The 18,479-nt window shown below is 75.9% G+C and carries 14 protein-coding genes and 1 pseudogene; 10 read left to right on the forward strand and 5 right to left on the reverse strand.

Going from position 1 to position 18,479, the window contains the following annotated elements; all coding sequences use genetic code 11:
- Positions 1-466 (reverse strand): phosphoenolpyruvate carboxylase (locus tag AB0D08_RS35970; RefSeq protein WP_359894523.1); only part of this gene is annotated, 466 nt, incomplete at its 3' end.
- Positions 467-807: 341 nt separating this feature from the next.
- On the opposite strand from AB0D08_RS35970, the gene AB0D08_RS35975 reads away from it, so the two are divergent.
- Positions 808-2,094, forward strand: a complete 1,287-nt coding sequence (locus AB0D08_RS35975) for a histidine kinase (RefSeq protein WP_359894514.1) — start codon at positions 808-810, stop codon at positions 2,092-2,094.
- Here AB0D08_RS35975 and AB0D08_RS35980 read toward each other — a convergent pair.
- From AB0D08_RS35980 to AB0D08_RS35990, 3 genes are all read right to left on the reverse strand, one after another.
- Positions 2,059-3,186 (reverse strand): hypothetical protein, encoded by a 1,128-nt coding sequence (locus AB0D08_RS35980; RefSeq protein WP_051813409.1) that lies wholly within the window; start codon positions 3,184-3,186, stop codon positions 2,059-2,061. The genes AB0D08_RS35975 and AB0D08_RS35980 overlap by 36 nt on opposite strands.
- Positions 3,187-3,364: 178 nt before the next feature.
- Positions 3,365-3,865: an SUKH-3 domain-containing protein gene (locus AB0D08_RS35985; RefSeq protein ID WP_033822774.1), complete on the reverse strand. Its 501-nt coding sequence runs from the start codon at positions 3,863-3,865 to the stop codon at positions 3,365-3,367.
- 38 nt (positions 3,866-3,903) lie between these two features.
- The gene (locus AB0D08_RS35990) at positions 3,904-4,374 is read right to left on the reverse strand and encodes a YwqJ-related putative deaminase (RefSeq protein ID WP_051813411.1); all 471 of its coding nucleotides are present in this window, start codon (positions 4,372-4,374) and stop codon (positions 3,904-3,906) included.
- Between the two features lie 398 nt (positions 4,375-4,772).
- Here AB0D08_RS35990 and AB0D08_RS35995 point away from each other — a divergent pair, with 398 nt between their 5' ends.
- The 8 genes from AB0D08_RS35995 to AB0D08_RS36030 all read left to right on the forward strand — a co-directional run bounded on the left by AB0D08_RS35995 (position 4,773) and on the right by AB0D08_RS36030 (position 15,691).
- Positions 4,773-5,939, forward strand: a complete 1,167-nt coding sequence (locus AB0D08_RS35995) for a Gfo/Idh/MocA family oxidoreductase (protein ID WP_233289199.1) — start codon at positions 4,773-4,775, stop codon at positions 5,937-5,939.
- Positions 5,936-6,916, forward strand: coding sequence for an NAD-dependent epimerase/dehydratase family protein (locus AB0D08_RS36000; protein ID WP_033822766.1), 981 nt, complete (start codon positions 5,936-5,938; stop codon positions 6,914-6,916). The genes AB0D08_RS35995 and AB0D08_RS36000 overlap by 4 nt, the downstream gene beginning before the upstream one ends.
- Before the next feature lie 68 nt (positions 6,917-6,984).
- On the forward strand, positions 6,985-8,112 hold the full coding sequence (locus AB0D08_RS36005) for a DegT/DnrJ/EryC1/StrS family aminotransferase (RefSeq protein ID WP_233289200.1): 1,128 nt from the start codon (positions 6,985-6,987) through the stop codon (positions 8,110-8,112).
- Positions 8,109-9,647 carry an MBL fold metallo-hydrolase gene (locus AB0D08_RS36010; protein ID WP_051813415.1) on the forward strand — a complete coding sequence of 513 codons (1,539 nt, stop codon included), beginning with the start codon at positions 8,109-8,111 and terminating at the stop codon, positions 9,645-9,647. The genes AB0D08_RS36005 and AB0D08_RS36010 overlap by 4 nt, the downstream gene beginning before the upstream one ends.
- A 10-nt stretch (positions 9,648-9,657) precedes the next feature.
- Positions 9,658-10,764 carry a DegT/DnrJ/EryC1/StrS family aminotransferase gene (locus AB0D08_RS36015; RefSeq protein WP_033822767.1) on the forward strand — a complete coding sequence of 369 codons (1,107 nt, stop codon included), beginning with the start codon at positions 9,658-9,660 and terminating at the stop codon, positions 10,762-10,764.
- A 98-nt stretch (positions 10,765-10,862) separates the two neighbouring features.
- On the forward strand, positions 10,863-11,864 hold the full coding sequence (locus tag AB0D08_RS36020) for an SMI1/KNR4 family protein (RefSeq protein WP_033822768.1): 1,002 nt from the start codon (positions 10,863-10,865) through the stop codon (positions 11,862-11,864).
- A gap of 43 nt (positions 11,865-11,907) precedes the next feature.
- Positions 11,908-14,361 carry an SUKH-4 family immunity protein gene (locus AB0D08_RS36025; protein WP_359894518.1) on the forward strand — a complete coding sequence of 818 codons (2,454 nt, stop codon included), beginning with the start codon at positions 11,908-11,910 and terminating at the stop codon, positions 14,359-14,361.
- Between the two features lie 175 nt (positions 14,362-14,536).
- Positions 14,537-15,691, forward strand: a complete 1,155-nt coding sequence (locus tag AB0D08_RS36030) for a hypothetical protein (protein ID WP_359894520.1) — start codon at positions 14,537-14,539, stop codon at positions 15,689-15,691.
- Between the two features lie 186 nt (positions 15,692-15,877).
- On the opposite strand, the gene AB0D08_RS36035 is transcribed toward AB0D08_RS36030, so the two are convergent.
- Positions 15,878-17,194, reverse strand: a complete 1,317-nt coding sequence (locus tag AB0D08_RS36035; RefSeq protein ID WP_359894522.1) for a nucleotide sugar dehydrogenase — start codon at positions 17,192-17,194, stop codon at positions 15,878-15,880.
- 622 nt (positions 17,195-17,816) lie between these two features.
- Here AB0D08_RS36035 and AB0D08_RS36040 point away from each other — a divergent pair.
- Positions 17,817-18,479: pseudogene (locus AB0D08_RS36040) on the forward strand (transcription-repair coupling factor); the annotation flags it as partial.

The following is an 18,479-nucleotide window of genomic DNA, read 5'->3' on the forward strand; positions in this document are numbered from 1 at the left end:
CCGGGTCGGAGGTGGACAGGCCGGAGGCGACGTGCTCGCGGTGGATCCGCTCCAGCAGCTCGCCGACCCGGCGGAGCTTGTTGAGCACGCTGCGGCGGGCGGCCTCGGTCGGGTGCGCGGTGAAGACCGGACGGACCGCCAGGTGCGCCAGGGTGTCCTGGAGGTGCTTGGGGTCGGCGTCGGCGAGCTGGTCGGCGGTCTGCGCCAGCAGCGAGCCCTCGCGGGCCCGGCGGGTGGCGAACTCGCGGCCGCGGTGCACCTGCTCGGTGACGTTCGCCAGGTGGAAGTAGGTGGAGAAGGCCCGGACCAGCTTGCCGGCGGTCTCCAGGTCGATCTCGGCGAGCAGCTGCGCGGTGGCCTCGCCGTCGGTGCGGCTGAGCAGTCTGACCTGCTCGACCAGGCCGAGCAGTTCGGGGCCCTCCTGCCGGACCAGGGTCTCGCCGAGCAGGTCGCCGAGGCGGCGGATGTCGGCGCGGAGCGCGGCGTTGGCCGCGACCGGGTCGTGTCCGAGCGGGGACGGGCTGTCGGCCGAGGTGGGGACCGGAGCGGTCACGGCTGGCTCCCTGTGGTGGTGGGGTTCGGGCAACGGCTCTCCCTCCCGCGGGCCGGCCGCCGGGGGTGCGCCGCCGGTGTGCCGGGAGAGGGGTGCGGACCGCGCTGTCCGTCGCGGACCAGCATAGGTGGGAGCGGATGCCGCGTCCGAGAAGTGGCCGGATGCCGGACACCGGGGCGTGCCGCGGGGCCGTGGCGGGCCGCGTCCGGGAACTGCCTGGGGGCGGGCCGGGCGCCGCCCGTAGGCTGTCCCCCATGAGCAAGTCGCCTGACGGGGGCGGCCCGGCCCACCCGCTGTGGTGGTGGGATCGGCGCCGCAGCGCGCTGCTGGACATCGTGCTGGCCGCACTGGCCGGACTCGAGTGCGCCTTCGGCGCGTACGGGGTGGTGCAGGACCGCCTGCACCTGGGGACCGGGATCGCGGTGGCCGCCGCGGTCCCCGGGGCGCTGGCGGGGGCGACCCTGGTGGTGCGCCGCCGCTGGCCGGCGGTGCCGGTGCTGGTGGCGCTGGTGTTCGTGCCGGGTCTGTTCGGGATGATCCTGCTGGTCGTCTCGCTCTACACGCTGGCCGCCACCTGGGAGTGGCCGTCGCGGCGGCGCCGGGTGGTGGCGCTGTCCGCGCTGGCGCTGGTGGAGACCTTCGGCATGGTGCTGTTCGCGATCTTCGCGCCGGGGGAGCAGGCCGACCCGGCCGCCCCGCTTCCGCCCGCCTGGGTCTTCGTGCTGCTGGCCGCGCTGGTGGCGGTCGGGCTGACCGTCCCGCCGGTGGTCACCGGCCTGTACGTGGGTGCCCGGCGCCGGCTGGTGGAGTCGCTCAAGGACCGGGCCCACGGCCTGGAGGCCGAACTCGACCTGCTGGCCGAGCAGGCCAGGGAACGCGCCCGGCGGGCCCGGCTGGAGGAGCGCACCCGGATCGCCCGCGAGATGCACGACGTGGTGGCCCACCGGGTCAGCCTGATGGTGGTGCACGCCGCCGCCCTCGAGCGGACCATCCCGCGCGACCCCGAACGGGCCCAGCAGAGCGCGAAGCTGATGGGTGAGGTGGGCCGGCAGGCGCTGGACGAGCTGCGCGAGATCCTCGGCGTGCTGCGGATGGCCGAGCCGGCCGCCGCGCAGGCCGACCGCCCGGACAGCCTGGCCGGGCTGCCCCGGCTGGTGGACCAGTCCCGGGCCGCCGGGATGCTGGTCAGCCTGACGGTCAGCGGCGACAGCTGCCCGTACACCGGACAGGCCGAGCGGACCGCGTACCGGCTGGTGCAGGAGGGGCTGACCAATGCGCACAAGCACGCCGGCGGCGCCCGGGTGACCGTGCAGCTCGCCTACCGGCCGAACGGCGTGCGGGTCGCGGTGGTCAACGCCCCGGCCGACGGCGACGGCGCCAAGGTCGCGCTGCCCAGCGGCGGCAACGGCCTGCTCGGCATGCGCGAGCGGGTGGTCGCGCTCGGTGGCAGCTTCAGCGCGGGCCCGGCCGAGGACGGCGGCTTCCGCGTCGAGGCGGTGCTGCCCTCACGCCTGGCCGTCCGCGCCGACCGGCTGGCCTGAGCCCGGCCCGGCGGGCACCGGCCCGCCCGGGACCGTCCCGGTCGGCCGCAGCAGCCACCCGAGCCGCGGCTGCACCAGCGGCCCGAAGAACCGCACCGACGCGCCGGTGGCCAGCAGTACCGCCAGGGTGAGCGCGCAGGCCCCGAGCAGCGGCAGCGCGGTGTACCAGTGGTGCAGCGCCCGGGCGTGGTAGATCCCGGAGGCCTGCACCAGTTTGAGCGGCAGCCCGTGCAGCAGGTAGACGTACAGCGAGGCGCCGCCCAGCGCCGTCCACCGGGTGCGGCGCTCGGGCAGCAGCGCCAGGAACGCGGCGCCGGCCACCAGCGACAGCCCGCCCAGCGCGCACCGCACGGCCACCCAGAGCGGGTAGCCGACGTGCAGTTCGGCGGCGCTCCCGGTGTACTCCACCCAGCCCGGGTTCAGCAGCTTCGGCGCGGCCAGCCAGACCGTGGCGAACACCGCCGCCAGCGCGTACGGCGCCGCGCGGCGCACCGGCCGGCGGCGCAGCACGGCGAGGTGCCCGGGCCGCAGCACCAGGCCGAGCACGAACCACGGCAGGAAGCCCAGGGTGCGGCCGAGCGCCAGCTCCTCAGGGAAGGCGGCCATCGCGCCGGAGCCGGCCGCGACCAGCACCGCCACCGGCAGCGGGTGGCGCAGCGCCGTCCACAGCGGCACGCTGAGGCGCCAGAGCAGCAGCGAGAGCAGGAACCAGGTCAGCCAGCGCGGCTCCAGCAGCGCGATCGGCGCGAGCCGCCGCTCCAGCGCCATCCCGACCAGGTTGTAGAGCACCTGGAAGACCAGGTAGGGGACGGCCAGTTGGGAGATCAGCCGGCCGCCGTCCACCGGCGGCCGGCCGGGTCTCGGGCGGGCGAAGTAGCCGCACAGGGTGATGAAGACCGGCATCGAGAAGGCCGCGATGGTGAGCACCGCGGCGGCGACCGTCCGGTCGGCGGCCAGCAACGGCATCCAGGTGTGCGCACAGACCACCAGCGCGACCGCGGCGAACTTGGCGTTGTCGAACAGTGGTTGCCGCTCCGGCCGGGGTGCGGGCGGCGCCGCCGTCCTGGTCGCGGCGGCCGTCGGTGCGCTCATCGCGATTCCTCCCGGTGGTCCCCTCACAAGCTCCACACAAGCTGCGGCACAGTGTGGCGGCAACGGCCATCCGGCGGGAGGGAATCGGCGGGAATCGGGACACCGGGGGGCGCGCGGGGCTCCGTCGCGCGCCCGGACGGCGGGCCCGGCCGCGACCCGATCCGACCCGGACGGCGCGTCAGTCCGCCGTCCGCAGGCGCTCCTGGCGCAGGCCCAGGACCAGGGTGCCGACCGCCGCGTCAACGGACCGGCCGAGGAACCACTCGCCGGCGTGGTCCAGGCTGTAGACCCGGCCGGCCTCGTCGATGGCCAGCAGCGCCCGGCCGTACGCCTCCTCGCCGAGCGGGGCGAGCCTGGTCCCCAGCGCCCGGCCGAGGTCGGCCAGCGTCCTGGGCTGGTGCAGCCCGCACCGCGGGTCCAGCCGGAAGGGGGTCCTGGCCTGCACCCGGCCGGCTCCGGACAGGTCGAAGGACAGCCCGCCGAACTCGGCCCAGGCCTCGACGGCGGCCGGGAAGACGGCGTGCCCGGCCTGCGGCGGCCGGTCGTGGGCGGCCAGCTCGTCGGCCCACTCCTCGGCCTGGCGGATCTCCCAGCGGCCGGGGTGCCAGCCGGCCTGCTTGAGGGCGGCGGCGACGTCGGCGGGGAAGCGGGGCTGGGTGCGCAGGGCGGTCGGGTTCAGGGTGTGCTCCGGTGACTGGGGGACAGGAGGGGCGCGGCTCAGCGGGGGGTGGGCCCGACGGCGACGCTCGTGACGTTCAGATGTTCCAGCAACGGGACGCAGGAACGGCACGGCGGCGCGTGCGTCCCGTGCGCGGGATCGCCCTCCTCGCGGATCCGCACCGTGGTCAGCCTGGCACCCTTGAGCGCCTTCCGGGCCTCCGCCAGGGCGAGCGGCTTGCGGGCGGCCCGCTTGGAGCGGCCGGCGTCCACGCCCGCGAGGAACTGCGAGAGCAGCGCCGGCTCCGGGCAGTGCCCGAGGAACCGCTCGCGGTGCTCCAGCGGCAGCGCGGCCAGGAACTCGGCGACCAGCGGGTGCAGCAGCGGCGCGCGGCCGCCCTTGTCGCCGGCCAGCGTGTGCACCGTACCGTCGCGCAGCGACAGCGCGGCGGCGACGGCCGGCAGCAGGCTGTCCCGGTGGTGGCGCAGCACCGGCGCCGGCGTGCCGCTCTCGGGCTCCGGGTGTTCCATGGCTGCTCCTCGGCTGTGCTCGGCGCACCGGCAGTTCTCCGCTGCCGGGGGTCTGCTGACGGACGGTGACCACCAGGGTCGCACGGCGCCCGCGCGCGGATGGTGGGAACAGCCTGCCAAACCCCTCCGACACCCGGCGCCCCGGGGTCCGGCGGCGGGTGCTGCGCCGCCGGTCGGCGGCGGTGTACGGAGCGTGTGCTCCAGGCTGCCGCGCCGTCCCGCGGCCGCGCCGGGTTTCCGGATTCGGCCCATTTCCGACTGCCGTGCCCGGTACCGTTCCACTGCGAGGTCAGAGGGGTCGGGCCGTGGGGAGAGCGGCCTGTGCCCGGGCCGCGCGGGGCAGGCAGAGGCAGCCGGGGCGAGGGCGCTTCCGGGGCCGTGGCAAGGGGGGTCTTGCGGTGGCGAGCGGGTCCAAGGACGTGGCGCACGAGGCGCCTGGCGAGCATGTGCCGACCCCGGGTGTGGCGGAGCCGCAGCCGGTCGAGCGGATCGGCCTGGCGGTGGTCGGCGCCGGGTACTGGGGGCCGAACCTGGTCCGCAACGCGCAGCAGACGGCCGGGCTGCGGCTGCACTGGCTGTGCGACCTGGACGAGGAGCGCTCCCGGCGGGTGCTCGGCGAGTACAGCACGGTCGACACCACCACCTCCTTCGACGAGGTGCTGGCCGACGAGCGGGTCAGGGCGGTGGCGATCGCCACCCCGGCCGCGGCGCACTACAAGCTGGTCAGGGCGGCCCTGGAGGCCGGCAAGCACGTCCTGGTGGAGAAGCCGATCACCACCACGGTGGCGGACGCCGCCGAACTGGTCGCGCTCGCCGAGGAGCGCGGGCTGGTCCTGATGTGCGACCACACCTTCTGCTACACCCCGGTGGTGCGGCGGATCCGGGAGCTGGTGCACGGCGGCGAGATCGGCGACATCCAGTTCTTCGACTCGGTGCGGATCAACCTCGGGCTGGTCCAGCCCGACGTGGACGTGCTGTGGGACCTCGCCCCGCACGACCTGTCGATCCTCGACTTCGTGCTGCCGCCCGGCGTCGAGCCGGTCGGGGTGAGCGCCCAGGGCGCCGACCCGATCGGGGCCGGCCGGGCCTGCGTCGCGTACCTGACGGTCCGGCTCAGCAACGGCGCGCTGGCGCACTGCCACGTCAACTGGCTCTCCCCGACGAAGGTCAGGACCACCCTGATCGGCGGCTCCCGCCGCACCCTGGTCTGGGACGACCTCAACCCGCAGGCCCGGCTGGCGATCCACGACCGCGGCGTCGACCTCACCCCGCCCGACGAGCTGACCGACGCCATCCGGCACCGGGCCCTGATCTCGTACCGGGTCGGCGACATGGTCGCCCCGGCGCTGGTCGAGCAGGAGGCCCTGCGCAACGTGATGGGCGAGTTCGCCGCGGCCATCACCGAGGGCCGCGCCCCGCTCACCGACGGCCGCTCCGGCCTGCGGGTGCTGCAGCTGCTGCACGCCGCCTCACGGAGCCTGGAGCTCGGCGGGGCCACCGTCCCGGTCGGCGGCGCCGACGACATCGAACTGATCACCGCTCAGGAAAGGGCTTCCGCCCGATGAACGCAGTCGCCATTGAGGGCTCCCGCTGCCTGGTCACGGGCGGGGCCGGCACCATCGGCTCCACCGTCGTCGACCAGCTGATCCAGGGCGGGGCCCGCGAGGTGATCGTGCTGGACAACTTCGTCCGCGGCCGGATGGAGAACCTGGCGCACGCCGAGGCCGCCGCCGCCCCCGGACAGCTGCGGGTGGTGGACGGCGACATCCGCGACCGCGCGCTCCTGCGCGACCTGCTCGGCGACGACACCGACCTGCTCTTCCACCTCGCCGCGATCCGGATCACCCAGTGCGCCGCCGAACCGCGCCTGGCCCTGGAGATCATGGTCGACGGCACCTTCGACGTGGTCGAGGCCGCCGCCGAGAAGGGCGTGAAGAAGGTCATCGCCTCCTCCACCGCCTCGGTCTACGGCCTGGCCGACACCTTCCCCACCCCCGAGACCCAGCACCCGTACCACAACGACACCCTGTACGGCGCCGCCAAGGTCTTCAACGAGGGCCTGCTGCGCAGCTTCCACGCCATGTACGGGCTGGACTACGTCGCGCTGCGCTACTTCAACGTCTACGGCCCGCGGATGGACGTGCACGGCCGCTACACCGAGGTGTTCATCCGCTGGATGGAGCGGATCGCCGGCGACCAGCCCCCGCTGATCTTCGGCGACGGCGCCCAGACCATGGACTTCGTCCACACCGAGGACATCGCCCGGGCCAACCTGCTGGCCGCCGCCGCCCCCGTCACCGACCGGGTCTACAACATCGCCAGCTCCGCCGAGGTCTCGCTGCGGGGCCTGGCCGACGCCCTGCTCGCCGCGATGGACCGCACCGACCTGGACGTCGAGCACGGACCGGCCCGCGGCACCGCCGGCGGCGTGGTCCGGCGCCTGGCCGACATCTCCGCGGCCGAACGCGACCTCGGCTGGAAGCCCGAACTGGCGCTGGACGAGGGCCTGCGCCAGCTGGTCGCCTGGTGGCGCGAGCAGTAACCCCCCTTCCCGTCACGTCCTTCCCGCCACGTCCTTCGGAGCAGCGCGTGTCCAGCACCGTCCCGGCTGTGCCCCAGATCCCCGTGATGATCCCCTGGCTCGGCGAGGAGGAGGCCGCGGCCGCCGCCGAGGCGGTGCGCTCCGGCTGGGTCGCCCAGGGCCCCCGGGTCGCCGCCTTCGAGCGCGCCTTCGCCGACCACCTCGGCGTCCCGCACGCCGTCGCGGTCTCCTCCTGCACCACCGCGCTGCACCTGGCGCTGATCGGTGCGGGCGTCGGGCCGGGCGACGAGGTGGTGGTGCCCTCGCTGTCCTTCATCGCCACCGCCAACGCCGTCACCTACGTCGGGGCGGTACCGGTCTTCGCCGACGTCGACCCGGCCGACGGCAACCTCACCGCCGACACCGTCGCCGCCGCGCTCACCGACCGTACCCGCGCGGTGGTCGTGGTCGACCAGGGCGGTGTCCCGGTCGACCTGGACGCGGTCCGGGCGCTGGCCGAGCCGCGGGGGATCACCGTGGTCGAGGACGCCGCCTGCGCGGCCGGCTCGGTCTACCGCGGCCGCCCGGCCGGCGCCACCGCGCAGATCGCCGCGTACTCCTTCCACCCGCGCAAGCTGCTCACCACCGGTGAGGGCGGCATGGTCACCTGCCAGGACGGCGACCTCGCCGCCCGGCTGCGGCGGCTGCGCGAGCACGGGATGAGCGTCTCGGCGGCCGACCGGCACGCCGCGGGCGGCGGCATGGTGGTGGAGACGTACGACGAGATCGGCTTCAACCACCGGATGACCGACATCCAGGCCGCCGTCGGCCTGGTCCAGCTGGGCAAGCTGCCCGCGATGGTCGAGCGCCGCCGCGCCCTGGCCGCCCGCTACCGCGAACTGCTCGGCCCGCTGGCCGACGGCCTGGTGGCGGACCCGGCGCACGGCACCGGCAACTTCCAGTCCTGCTGGCTGCTGCTGCCCGAGGGCGCGCCGGACCGCACCGAGGTGCTGGCCCGGCTGGCCGCGGCCGGCGTCTCGGCCCGGCGCGGCATCATGGCGGCCCACCTGGAGGCCCCGTACAAGGGGACCGCCCGGGTGCCGCTGCCCGCCACCGAGCTGATCACCGGGCGCTCGCTGATCCTGCCGCTGTTCCACACCCTGACCGAGGCCCAGCAGGACCGGGTGGTCGCCGCGCTCCGCGAGGCCATCGGGTGAGAGCACCGGTCCGGGCCTCGCTGCCGGCCGGGACGTCGATCCGGCACCTCGGGCACGCCGGGTTCGTGGTCGAGCACGCGGGGCTGCGCATCCTGATCGACCCCTGGTTCCACCCGGCCTTCCTGGAGGCCTGGTTCCCGTACCCGGACAACCGCGAGCTGCTGCCGGGGACGGTCGCGGGCCGGTACGACTACCTGTACGTCTCGCACACCCACGAGGACCACCTCGACGAGCGGACGCTGGCCCAGCTCTCCCGGGAGACCACCGTCCTGGTGCCGCGCTTCCGCACCGGCGAGCTCGGGCGGCGGCTCGCCGCGCTCGGCTTCGGCGAGCAGGTCCGGCTGGGCCACCGCGAGGAGTACCGGCTCGGCCCGGACTGCACCGCCACCATGCTGCTGGACACCAGCCACAAGGAGGACAGCGGCCTGCTGCTGGACCTCGGCGGCTTCCGCTTCCTGGACCTCAACGACTGCAACACCCCGCTGTCCGAACTCCCCGGCGGCGTCGACCTGCTGGCCGCCCAGTACTCCGGCGCGATGTGGTACCCGAACGCCTACGACTACCCGCCGGAGCGGATGGCCGCGAAGACCGCCGCGGTCCGCGACGACCTGCTGGACACCCTGGTCCGCAAGGTGCGGCTGACCGGGGCCCGGGCCTACCTGCCGTCGGCCGGCCCGGCCTGCTTCCTCGACCCGGCGCTGGCCCGGTACAACGACCGCGAGCGGACCATCTTCCCGCACTGGGAGGACGTCGCCGCCCGGTTCGCCGAGGCCTGCCCCGCCACCGAGGTGATCCGCACCGCCCCCGGCGACCAGGTCGCCGACCCGGCCCCGCCCGGCCGCTGGCACACCGACCCCGACGGCTACCTGGCCGACTACCGGGAGCGCCGCCGCGCCGAGTGGGAGGCCTACCACGAGGGCGAGGCCGCGCCGGTCGCCGCCGCCGAGGTGGAGGCGTACTTCGACCGCCTCCAGCGGCTCAACCGCCCGCTGCTCAGCGACTACCGGGCCGGGCTGCGGCTGGAGGCCGAGGGCGCCGTCTGGGGCCTGGCCCTCGGCGAACTGGCCGACCGGGTGGAGCTGGAGGACGAGCCGGTCGACCCCTCGTACGTGATCCGGGTGCCGGCCCGTGCGCTGCGGGCGGTGCTGGACGGCCGCGCCGGCTGGGAGGAGGCGCTGCTGTCGATGCGCCTGAGCCTGCACCGTGACCCGGACGTCTTCGACCTCACCCTGCTGAGCCTGCTCCGCTACGGCCACCACCCCGCCCAGACCAGGCAGTTGGTGCGCGAGCGGACCAGGGCGGAGACCATCGAGCGGGACGGCCTGCGGCTGCAGCGGTACTGCCCGCACGCGGGTGAGGACCTGAGCCACGCCGTGATCGCCGACGGACTGGTCGAGTGCCCGCGCCACCACTGGAAGTGGGACGCGGCCACTGGGGCCTGTCTGTCCGGCGGCGCGCTCCCGCTGCTCGTCGAGCCGGCCGAGCAGTCCAAGGACGACCCACCATCCCGGCCCGAGGGCCGGACAACCAGCTGAGGAGCCCCGGGTGACCGACATCCCGCTCGTCGACCTGCAAGCCGCGCACGCCGAGATCGCCGAGGAGGTACGGGAGGGCTTCGACCGGGTCCTGCTCAGCGGCGCGTACATCAAGGGCCCGGACGTGGCCGCCTTCGAGTCGGAGTACGCGGCGTTCTCCGGGGTCGGGCACGCCGTCGGGGTCGCCAACGGCACCGACGCGCTGGAGCTGGCGCTGCGGGCGCTGGAGCTCCCGGCCGGCGCCGGCGTGGTGCTGCCCGCCAACACCTTCGTGGCCACCGCCGAGGCGGTGATCCGGGCCGGGCTGCGGCCGGTGCTGGTGGACGTCGACCCCGAGCACCTGCTGATCGACCCGGCCGCCGTCGCCGACGCGCTGCCGCAGGCCGCCGCCGTGGTCCCGGTGCACCTCAACGGCCAGCTCGCCCCGATGCGCCCGCTGCTGGAGCTGGCCGGGGACCGTCCGGTGGTCGAGGACGGCGCGCAGTCCCAGGGCGCCCGGCAGGACGGCCGGCTCTCCGGCTCCTGGGGCCGGATCTCGGCCACCAGTTTCTACCCGGGCAAGAACCTCGGCGCGTACGGCGACGCCGGTGCGGTGGTCACCGACGACGCCGGCCTGGCGGCGGCCGTGCGGCTGATCGGGGACCACGGCTCGGGCCGCAAGTACGTGCACGAGCGATTCGGCTTCAACTCCCGGATGGACACCCTCCAGGCGGTGGTGCTGCGCGCCAAGCTCCGCCGGCTGCCCGCCTGGAACGAGGCCCGCCGGGCCGCCGCCGCCCGCTACGACACCCTGCTGGCCGGCCTGGACGGTCTCACCACCCCCCGGACCCTGCCCGGCAACGAGCACGTCTGGCACCTGTACGCGGTGCGCGTCGAGCGCGGCCGCGACACCGTGCTGGCCGAGCTGCAGGCCGCCGGGATCGGCGCCGGTGTGCACTACCCGGTGCCGGTCCACCTGCAGCCCGCCTTCCACCACCTGGGGTACGCCGAGCGGGCGTTCCCGGTCGCCGAGCGGGCCGCCGCCCAGATCCTGACCATCCCGCTGTACCCCCAGATCACGGAGGGTCAGCAGGAGCGGGTGGCCGAGATCCTGGCCAAGGCGCTGACCCGGATCTGACCGGCCGCCCCACCCCGCGGGCGGGGGGACGAGCCCCCGCCCGCACCCCCTACGCTGGTGCCCAGCAAATCTGCTTCAGCCAGTGTGGGGGCACCCAGATGACGACAGGTCGGCCCGCCACCGCCGCCGCGCCCAACTCGGCGTACGCGGGTCAGGTGGTGCAGTTCCCGGATCCGGTCCGGGCCGCCGCGCACCCCGCCGGGGTGCGGGTGGACGAGTACGGATACCCGGACTTCAGCGCCTACGCGGCGGCCGCCGCCGAGGTGGCCGACCCGCCGGCCGGCTTCGGCGTGGACGAGCTGCGGCTCACCGACTACGTCTCGGCCAACGCGGCGCTCTACACCCAGGGCCACCAGCTGTGGGCCGACCTGGAGACCGCGGTCGCCACCCCGGCCGGCTGGACCTGGCACCACGTGGTCGGCCGGGCCGCCCCGGGGCTGCGCCGGATGGAGCTGATCCCGGTCGAGGTCAAGGCGCTGCTGCGGCACCACGGCGGCCTGGCCCGCTCCACCGCCGACCACGCCCGCCGCGGCACCCGCCCGCTCCAGGAGCACCGCCCGGCCCACCTGTCGCTCGCCCGGGACGGCGGCGACCCGCTGGCCGTCACCGAGGACCAGGTGCAGCACGCCGAGCAGCGGCTCGGCCACCCGCTGCCCGCCGCCTACCGCAGCTTCCTCAAGCTGGCCGGCGGCCGCGCCCCCGCCGGGGTGGCCCTGGACGTCGAGTACGGGGTGCTGCTCGACCAGCCGTTCCTGACGCTGAGCGACGAGTACGGCGCGCACGACCTGGTGTACGCCAACAAGTGCCTGCGCGACCACCTGACCAAGGACTACCTCGCCGTCGCCTACGTCCAGGGCGGCCTGCTGGCGGTCAAGGTCCGCGGCGAGCAGACCGGCTCGGTCTGGTTCTGCCCGTACGACGACGCCCGGGACTCGGCCGCGCCCGAGCCGCCCGAGGAGCGGGTCGCCCGGCTGCTGCTGCCCTGCGGGGAGGACTTCGACGCCTTCCTGCTCCGGCTGGCGGGCAGCCCGCCGGAGCTGGAGACGGTCGCGGCACTGATGGTGGACGGCGGGTTCGCCCGCGCCGTCCCGGTGAACTGATGCGGGGGCACACGGTGGCCGGCAAGGAAGAGGGGAACGGGGCGTGGTGACGACCTACGCGCAGGCTCAGGAGATCGCCGAGGAGTGGATCAACGCGGGGGTGCCGCGCTCCCAGCAGCGCGAGGTCCGGGTGCGCGAGTTCGACCTGGGCTTCGTCTGCTGGGCCGAGGACCACACGGACGGCACCCCGGCCCGGGGCGGCGACGCCCGGCTGGTGATCACCCGGGACAGCGGTGCCAGCACGCTCTGGCCGCCGCTGCCGGTGAACGAGGTGGTCCGGCAGTTCGAGGAGCTGTACGGCAGCCGGAGCGAGCCCAACCCGGCGGGTGCGGCCAAGCCGGTGCCCAACTCGGTCGAGGCGACCTCCTTCCTGCTCAGCCCCCCGCAGTGGTTCCAGCAGGCCGGCGCCGACGCTCTGGCCGCCGAGGCCGCCAGGCTGGCCCAGGAGGCCGCGGCGCCCGCCGCCGCGCCACCGACCCCGCCCGCCGCCGCGGACCCGGCGGTGCTGACCACCCCGCCGGTCTCCGACCGGCCGGCCGGCGACGCGCCCACCATGCTGGCGCCGCCGCCCGCAGACCTGGCCCCGGCCGGACCGGCCGCCCAGGCGCCGCCCGGTTCCGAGGGACTCACCATGCCGATGCCGGCCGGGTACGGCCTGGCCGCGGCGGCCGCACCGGGCGCGGGCTCCGAAGGGCTGACCGTCGCGCTGCCCGCCACGGCGCAGCCGCCCGTCCCTGCCCCCGCCCCGGCCGACCCGACCATGCCGATGCCCGCCGGCTTCCTGGACGGCGGGCCGGTCCAGCTGCCGCCGCCCCCCGGCTTCCCGCCGTCGGCACCGCCCGCGGCCCCCGCGCCGCCCGTCGCACCCGCGCCCTCCATCGAGCACGCCGCGACCATGCTGGCCACCCCGGACGGCCCGCCGCCGGTCGGCGCCCCGCCCGCGGCCCCCGCGCCGCCCGCCGCGCCCGCGCCGTCCATGGAGTACGCGCCGACCATGCTGGCCACCGACGGCCCGCCCGGGCTGCTCGGCCTGCCCGGTGCACCCGTGGCCCCGGCTCCCGGCGCGCCCGCGGCCGGTCTCGGCCGTTCCGGCCCCGCCACTCCGCCGCCGCCCGCACCGACCTCGCTCGGCGGCCCCGCCGGCGGACCGGCCGCCCATGCGGCGGGCGGCCGGGCCACCCCGACCGCACCTCCGCCGCCGGCCCCCGCGGACCTGCGCGGCGCCGGCCCCGGCCAGCCGCCCGCGGGCGCACCCGTACCGCCGGCGCCGCCGGCGGCCGAACCGCCGCACCCGGCTGCTGCCGCCCAGGTCGCCTACCAGGCCACCCAGCTGGCGCCCGCGATCGACCTGGCGGCCGGCGGTCCGCCGCCCCCGCCGCCCGGCGCCGTCCCGGTGCCCGGCGCGCCGCCGGTCGGCTACGGCTACCCGGTCCCGGGCGCGGTGCCCGCGCCCGCCCCGGTGCTGGCGCCGCCGGCCGTCCCCCAGGGCGGCCCGCAGCCGCCCGCCGCCCCGGCCGCGCCGGGCGTGCCCGCGATCGGCCCGGGCACCCAGGCGGTGGTCAGCTACCGCGGCCCGGACGGCTCCGAGCAGACCCTGCTGCACCGCAGCGAGCCCGGCACCCCGCACCCGGAGCGGAAGGCGATGCTGGAGCTGCGCCGGCTGAACGTCCCGCCGGACCAGGTGCTCGAACTCCACACCGACCTGGAACTGTGCGACCTGCCCGGCGGTTACTGCGCCCGGATGGTCAAGGCGTCCTGGCCCAACGTGCGGATCAGCCACACCGTCCCGTACGGCCGCGACCTGCGCGGCCGGCAGGCCGGGATGGCGCAGCTCAACGACCACCTGGACCAGCTGCACCAGCTCGCCGCCGCCCCGCAGCGGCCGCGCCCGGTCCGGGTGCCGCTGCCGGCGCCCGGCGTCATCCCGCAGCAGCCGCCGCTGGCGCCGCAGCAGCTCGCTGGCGAACTGGCGCAGGCCTTCGGCCCGGGGGTGTTCCGCTTCGAGCAGCGCGCGGTCTCCCGGCAGGGCGTACCCGAGCCGGTCTCCGCGACGCTGATGTGGGCGGGGCTGCCGCGGGAGTTCCCTCCGTTCTTCTGGGCCCAGGCGCAGGAGGGCCGGCCGATCCCGACGCTGGCCGAGCTGGCCGCCGAACGCGGCCTGGCGGCCGGTCCGGACTTCGGCGGCTACCTGGTCCTGGGCAACGACTACGGCCGTCAGCTGTGCGTGCAGTACGGCACCGCGGCCGTGGTCGCCGTCGACCTGGAGAACCCCTCCGAGGCGCCCCGGTTCGTCAACAGCGGGGTGCCGGAGTTCGTCCGCAGCCTGGCGGCGCTCGGCCGGATGTGGCGGCTGCGGCACGGTCTGACGCCCGAGCAGGCCGGCCGCTGGACCACCGATCTGCAGGGCGAGTTGACCGCCCTCGACCCGGCGGCGCTCTACACGCCGGAGAGCTGGTGGGCGGTGCTGGTCGAGCAGTTCTGGGACGGCCTGATGTAGCCGCGGCGGTCCGCCGGACCCGTCGGGGCCGGGCCGCCCGGTGGTGCGGCCCCTTCGGGCGTTTTCTTGGGCTTTCCAGCGTATCTGCGCAAAATAGGTCAAGAGGATCGGCAGTATGTCCTCGACGATCACACACTGAGGGCTGCGCGGCCCGCGAGCACGAAGGGAAGAGCCGATGAGCGATGCCATCTCCCCGTCCGGCTTCACCGTTGCCCGGCGGGGCTACGCACCCGAGCAGGTCGACCGGACGCTGGAGGCGCTGAGCGCCGACCGCGACCGGGCCTGGGAGCGGCTCAGCGTCCTCGGTGCGGGCCTGCGCGAGATGGAGAACCGGCTGGTCGAGGTGGTGCAGGCCGCCGAGGCCGCCCCGGAGCCCGACTACGGGCTGCTCAGCGAGCAGGCGGCCGCCCTGATGGCGATCGCCGACGCGGAGTCCCTCGCCGTCCGCACGGCCGCCGAGCGGGCCGCCGAGGACGCCAGGGACGCCGCCCACGAGGCCGGCCAGGACGCCGACCGGGCCGCCCACGAGTTCGCCGACTCGACCCGGCGGGACGCCGACGAGACGGCCCGCCGCACCGCCGAACGCACCCGGGCCGAGGCCGAACGGCTCCGCGCGGAGGCCGACCGCGACGCCCGCGCCATCCGCGACGCCGGGACCGGCGACGCCGCCCGGATCCGGGTCGAGGCCGCGGAGGCGGGCGAGCGCGCCGAGGGCAAGCTGGCCGAACTGCGGCGCCGGGCCGACGAGATGTTCACGGCGGCCGAGGCCGAGGCGGACCGCGAGGACGCCAAGATCTCCGGCACCGCGGAGCGCCGGCTCAAGGAGGCCGAGCAGCACCGGGAGACGGTGCTCGCCGAGATCCGCGGCATCGAGGGCGACGCCCAGGCCGAGTCGGACCGGATCCTGGCCGCGGCCCGGGAGAAGGCCGAGCGGATCCAGACCGCCAGCGAGCGCGAGCAGCGCGAGTTCACCGAGCGCCTCGACGTGGTGCAGCAGCACCTCGACCACATCAAGGCGCACCTGGCGGCGCTGACCGGTGCGGCGGTCGGCGCGGCCGAACCGCAGGCCGCCCTGGAGCCGGCCCCGCCGGCCGACGCCCCGCCCACCCCGGCGGCCGCTGCGCCCGTGGACGCCCGGCCGGCCGTTTCGGCCCCCGACGCGCTGCCCGCCGCGGAGACGCCGCCGTGGGCCCGCAAGGCACCGCTGGAGCCCGCCCCGGCCGAGGCCCCGGAGGCCAAGCCGGAGCCCGAGACGAAGATCATCCCGAAGATCGTCATCATCGACGACGGCTCCGACTACGACACCGGCCGAGCGGTCCGCCGCGGCTGAACCCGGGCCCGGGGCCCCGGATGGGTGCACCCCCAGGGGCGCGGGGCCCCGGCCGGAGGCCGGTGGCGGAACTGCGCGAGGGCGGAAGCAATGCTGCCGTCTGACGGCTGACTTCCTGCCGTTTCGCGCAGTTCCCGCGCCCCTTGAACGCGGTGCCCCTTCAGGTTCGGGGAACCGCTGTCCGGGTCACAGGACCTCGACCGACGGGCCGGTGAGGCGGCGGCGGCAGTCCAGGACGTAGCGGGAGTGGGCGAGGACCGCGTCGTAGTCGAAGTCGTCGTGGTCGGCCAGCAGCACGACCGCGTCGGCGGCCGTGAGCTCCTCCGGGGTGGCCTCGACCCGGCGGACGCCGGCCAGCGGCCCGCCGTCGTGGCTGTCGTGGCCGCCGCTGCGCGGCCCGGGGATCTCCGGCTCGGCGACGTGCACGCCCGCCACCACGTGCGGGTCTGCGGCCCGTACGTCGGCGCCCGCCCTGGTGAGCAGTTCCACCACCCGGGCGGCCGGGGTCTCCCGCGCGTCACCGGTGTTCTTCTTGTACGCGAGCCCCAGCACCAGCACCCGCGAGCCGTTGACCGCGCGCCGGCGCTGGTTGAGCGCCTCCGCCAGCCGCCGCACCACGTAGTCGGGCATGTGGCTGTTGACGTCGTTGGCCAGCTCGACGAAGCGGAAGGACTGGCCGAGGGCGCGCTCCACCCGCCAGGACAGGTACGAGGGGTCGATCGGCAGGCAGTGGCCGCCGACGCCCGGACCGGGGGTGAACCGCAGGAAGCCGAACGGCTTGGTGGAGGCGGCGTCGATGGCCTCCCAGACGTCGATGCCGAGGTCGTGCGCGAACATCGCCAGCTCGTTGACCAGGGCGATGTTGACGTGCCGGAAGGTGTTCTCCAGCAGCTTGGTGAGCTCGGCCTCCTTGCAGGAGGAGACCGGGACGGTCCGCTCGACCAGCTCGCCGTAGAAGCCGTCGACGGCGGCGAGCGCGGCCGCCGTGATGCCGGAGACCACCTTCGGGGTGTTCTCCAGCTTCCAGGTCGGGTTGCCCGGGTCGATCCGCTCGGGGCTGTAGCCGACGTGGAAGTCCTCGCCGGCGCGCAGCCCGGAACCCTCCTCCAGCAGCGGCGCGAGGAGCTCCTCGGTGGTGCCCGGGTACGTGGTGGACTCCAGCACCACGGTGGCGCCCGGCCGCAGGTGGGAGGCGAGCAGCCGGGCCGAGGACTCGATGTACGAGAGGTCGGGCACCCCGTCCCGCAGCGGCGTGGGGACGGTGATCACGGCGATGTCGAAGCCCGCCACGTCGCCCTCCTCCGCGGTGGGCAGGTAGGCCCCGCTGTCCAGCAGCGGCCGCAGCCGCTCGGCCGGAATGTCCTCGACGTACGATTCGCCGACCGCGAGCCGCTTGATCCGGCGCTCGTCCACGTCGTAGCCGATCACGTCGTGCCCCACTTCGGCGGCCCGGACCGCCAGCGGCAGCCCGACGTAACCCTGGCCTGCGATGACCACGCGCATGACTGAAGTACCCCCTCCGTCGCGGTGACGCCCACACCGTGTTCAGGGCTGCCCCACACCGCCTTCACACGAGGGTACGGAGCGCGGGGGCGGCGCGGGCGGCTTCGGGGAAACGCGGGCGGAGCGGGCGGACGGGACGCTTCCGGGCATGCCGGACCGGGGCCGGAACGCAGCGGGCCGAGACCCTCGGCGCCCTCCAGGAAAGGGCGCCGAGGTCCCGGCGTTGGGGCACGGGCGCCCCCACCCAGGGCCGCCCGGCCTCGTACCCCGACCCCCATCGGAGTACGAACGGCACCGCTGCAGCCATCCCCCACGGTTGGGTGCGGCGGGCACGTGAACCATCCTGCGCGGCCACCATGGACGGGTAGTGACAGGAGTGTGTCGACTTCATGATCTCTGGTGGCCCACCCACCGGGCCTGCGGTCCACCACGTTCACCCGCGCCCACCCCGCCGGGCCTCCGGCACGAGGCCGCCCGGGCCGCGGCCTCGCGTCGGGTGGAGCGGGGTGCCGCGGCGTAGGCTGGACACCCCCGGGGCGCACCGCGTGCCGGGCTGTTCGCGTTGCCCGGCCGGGCTCTCCGGCCTCGGGGCACTCCAGCCACGGAGCGAAGAAGAGACTTCATGAGCCTGTCCGGACTGCTCGATGTCGTCGTACGGGACGCCGCCCTCGCCGAGGCGGTCGAGGCGGCCGCCGGCGGCCGCCGGCACCACCTCGACCTGGTCGGACCGCCCGCCGCCCGGCCGTTCGCCATCGCCGCGCTGGCGCGCTCGCTGGCCGGGCGCGCGGGGGAGCGCGGCCGGCCGGTGCTGGCCGTGACCGCGACCGGGCGGGAGGCGGAGGACCTGGCGGCGAGCCTGCGTTCACTGCTGCCGGCCGACGCGGTGGCGGAGTTCCCGGCCTGGGAGACGCTGCCGCACGAGCGGCTGTCACCCCGCTCGGACACGGTCGGCCGGCGGCTGGCGGTGCTGCGCCGGATCGTCCACCCGCGGGCCGACGACCCGGCGGCCGGGCCCGTCCAGGTGGTCGTGGCGCCGGTCCGCTCGGTGCTGCAGCCGCAGGTCAAGGGGCTGGCCGAGCTGGAGCCGGTGGCGCTGCGGCGCGGCGAGCGGCACGACCTGGAGGAGGTCGCCCGCGGGCTCGCGGCGGCCGCCTACGCCCGGGTCGAACTGGTCGAGAAGCGCGGTGAGTTCGCGGTCCGCGGCGGCATCCTGGACGTCTTCCCGCCGACCGAGGAGCACCCGCTGCGGGTGGAGTTCTGGGGCGACGACGTCGAGGAGATCCGG

Source organism: Kitasatospora sp. NPDC048540, assembly GCF_040651175.1.
Classification (GTDB): domain Bacteria; phylum Actinomycetota; class Actinomycetes; order Streptomycetales; family Streptomycetaceae; genus Kitasatospora.